This is a genomic window from Streptomyces tailanensis, from assembly GCF_008386495.1.
Taxonomy (GTDB): Bacteria; Actinomycetota; Actinomycetes; order Streptomycetales; family Streptomycetaceae; genus Streptomyces; species Streptomyces tailanensis.
The window spans coordinates 1-3,381 of sequence record NZ_VTHJ01000150.1 but is presented as its reverse complement, the minus strand read 5'-3'; the positions used below and the strand labels follow the sequence as shown (position 1 = coordinate 3,381).

At 66.2% G+C, this 3,381-nt stretch carries 1 protein-coding gene and 2 pseudogenes; all 3 read left to right on the top strand.

Annotation, left to right across the window (positions count from 1 at the left end):
* Window positions 1-510: 510 nt before the first annotated feature.
* Window positions 511-1,212, top strand: coding sequence for a glycosyltransferase family 32 protein (locus tag F3T56_RS46820; protein WP_172639495.1), 702 nt, complete (start codon window positions 511-513; stop codon window positions 1,210-1,212).
* 117 nt (window positions 1,213-1,329) lie between these two features.
* Window positions 1,330-2,037, top strand: a pseudogene (locus F3T56_RS50435) (glycosyltransferase family 25 protein); the annotation flags it as partial.
* A 589-nt stretch (window positions 2,038-2,626) separates the two neighbouring features.
* Window positions 2,627-3,367 (top strand): annotated as a pseudogene (locus tag F3T56_RS45545) (mobilization protein); the annotation flags it as partial.
* Between the last annotated feature and the right edge of the window lie 14 nt (window positions 3,368-3,381).

Below are 3,381 nucleotides of genomic sequence, written 5' to 3'. Positions count from 1 at the left end.
GAACAAGCACGCCGCCGACGAACGCCTCCGCGAGGTCGTCGACAGGGCGAACGTTGCCTGATGCGGCAACTAGACCGCCGAGAGAGTTGAAGGCGAGGGAGCGCCGCCAGGGCGTCTCGACCAGGTCTTGTCAGTGCCTGGCCGCATACTGACGCCCATGCTGATCACGGAGCACACACTCAAACGGGTCTGGTACCAAATGGCCGCAGGCTCTGACCTGCTCGACGACGCATGCTCCCGCCTACCGGCACATCACCCGACGAATACGAACAGCGCGCAGGCGTTCCTGGTGGCCGCTTCCTCGTCTCGGTAGAGAAGGTTCCCCCGATGACTGCACCCACACCACATGGCCCATGTCACTGCGATGTTCAACCGGAAGCAGCCCTTGGGTACGACCGCCAGGCAGAGGACATCGTCGATGACCACATCCGCAGGTCCCGGTATCTGCGGCACCTGACGCTCACGCTTTCGGAATCCGCTGGATCGGTTCCGATCGCACCCGTCCCGCGCGTGATCGTCCAGTTCTGGGACGACCCCGCAAGGATCCCCACCGACGTGCTGGAGTGCATGACGAGCTGGACGGCGCTGGAAAGCCAGGGTTTTCGCCGAGAGGTGTACGGGGACGAGTCGGCACGCTCGTTCATCGCGGCTGCTTACGACGACGCACACGTGGCGGCCTTCGATGCCTGCCCGCACCCGGCGATGCGCAGTGACTATTTCCGGCTGTGCTACTTGGCCGTCAACGGCGGCTTCTACGTCGATGCGGACGACTCCTACCAGGGCACCGACCTGACACCGCTCTTCCGGGACTCCCGGCTCCGGCTCCAGGCGCTGTGCTACGACACCGTGGCCGACACCATGGTGGACCCACGTCACGCGATGACGACCGACAGCGACTCAGGTACAAGGATCCACTACGTCAACAACACCCCGATCATCGCGCCGGCCCACCATCCGGTCGTCCTCGCGGCACTCAAGACGTGCACGGCGGCGGTCCTCGGCCACCCTGGCGGGCCGATCGATATCCAGTCGATGACGGGACCGGGCAACCTTACGGTGGCACTCGCCCGCTATGCCCTCTCACGAGAACAACTCGGTCAGCCGATCGACGTCGAGATCCTCTGCACGTGGGACACCATCGCCGTGAGCCGGTGGCCGCTCAGCTACCGCAACGACGAGCGGAACTGGCGCCTATGGCGCCAGGACGGGTGACGTGGCTACTCGGCTGTCCCGAGAACCGCAGCTCGGGGCACTCACGTTGCCAGACCGGGCCTTGCGACTGCTGCAGCCCATTCCCTCTCCGAACGACAGTCAACAACCTCTCCCAATATGAACATCACCTCCCTCACCGGCATGCGTCCCGCGTTGCGCTCCCACGTCCTCTACCTGACCAGGCGATTCTTCGTTCGAAGACGTTCCACCGCGTTTTCGTCGAGCGGTGACGGCACGGCAATCGAACGCATCTACGTCATCAACCTCGACCGTGCCCAAGAGCGTTGGAGCAGGTTGAACCGTGACCTCAGGCGTCTCAGGAACATGGAGGGCCGCTCGCTCGACACGATCACAAGGCGGTTCTCGGCGATCGATGCCCGCCGTCTTCAGGGCCCGCCCCCAGCCAACCTCCTCAACCCGACATACACGTTGGCTGAGCAGCTCCTCATCGATCCGCATCCCAGGCTCGACGTCGATGACGCCGCCCGCGCGACGCGGATTACCATGACGCCGCAAGAGATCGCGGTGGCACTCTCACACATCGAGGTGTGGAAGCTAATCGCCGCCAGCATCATGCCCTACACCCTCGTGCTCGAGGACGACGCGTACGTCACGCGGACGTGCATGTCTGTGCTGAAGCGTGTATGGGGCGAATTGCGATCAGACCGAGGCGCCGATGATTCCGTCGACCTCCTTTATCTCTCCTACCAAGAGACCGGCGAGGACGAAGTGCGGATCCGCACCACGTCGGCGCTCCGGCGCCCGACCAGGGGGTTGTGGCAGCTCTCCGGCTACGTGCTCTCCCGTGCGGGAGCGGAGAAGCTCCTCAGCCTGCTGCCAGCTCATGGCCCGATCGATCTATGGATCAACCTACAGTTCGACCATCTCTCGGTGCGGATGAGGAACAGGCCCATCATCGAGCAGCGCCCGGGGATTGCGTCGAGCAACTCATACTCCGTCCTGCCGATCCTGGCGAAGGTGGGCGCGATCCGGCGTGACGCTCCTCGGCTTGCCCGACGCCGGCCCGAGAGGGGCCCGATCGTGGTGATCGGCGCGCCCGGTACGGGACTGTCCACAGTGGCTAAGGCACTGTCGGTCCTAGGGTTCCGCTGCATCAGCGACCTGACCGACCTGCCCTCAGACGAGCTTGATGCGCTCCTTCGTGGCGGCCGACGCCGGATGTTCGACGCTTACGTGAACATCGGGTCGCTGGGTCCGGACCAAATCCAACGCATTGCTTCCAAGGCGCCGATGCGTCTCATCGTCACGACAGGGCGAACGAGCATGTCGGTGCCTTCCGAGTTCCTGGGCGAGAGCCTCGATGTCCCGCAGCATCGCCGTCTTGTTCTTCCAGGCGACGACCCGGACTCATGGGAACGGCTTGCTCGGTTCCTCGGATGCGACTACCCAGGCCGACCCGTGGCACCAGGCCACCGCCGCCGCGGAACGCATCCCCCACCGCCTCGGGCACGGCGACGACGCAGCCGCCCAGGCCCACCTGGCAGCCTTCGGCGAAGCCCTCGACGTCCTCCCCCTTCTCGCGCCCCAGACCGTCCGGTCCCAACTCCTCCAGGCAGCAGAGGCGTTCGAGCGCGCCACCCGATCCCGCGTCCAAGCCGAGCACCACCATGCCCGCGCCCTACGCGGTGCCGTGCGAGCCATGGTCCGCGACCCCGCCCCCAAGGACGGCGCCACCCTGGCGATGTTCCTCGACGCCGCGATCCTCGTCGTCATCGCTGCCGCCCGCTGGCACCAGCTCCGCCACCACGACCAGCAAGTCGCCGCCGCCCGCCAGACCTTGATCCATCTCCAGGCCGCCTACGAGCAGGCAGCCGCTGCGCCATTGGCTGGCCTCGCCCAGCGCCGACCGCCGCAACAGACCGTGGCCCGGCACATCCGCCAGGCCGTACCCGAGCACTCCGAGCAGTTCACCGAAGACCCCGCCTTCGGCGCCCTCACCGCTGTCCTCGCCGAAGCCGAGACCGCAGGTCACAACCCTGAGCGGCTCCTCCAGCAGGCCGCCGCCCAGCGCACTCTGGACGACGCCCGATCTCCCGCCAGGACCCTGGCCTGGCGTATCGAGCGCCTCAGCGCACGGCCGGCACCTAGGGCCTGTTCTGAGTTGAGATCACGGGAGGGCTGGCAGGCTGCGTAGCCAGAGGATGGAGC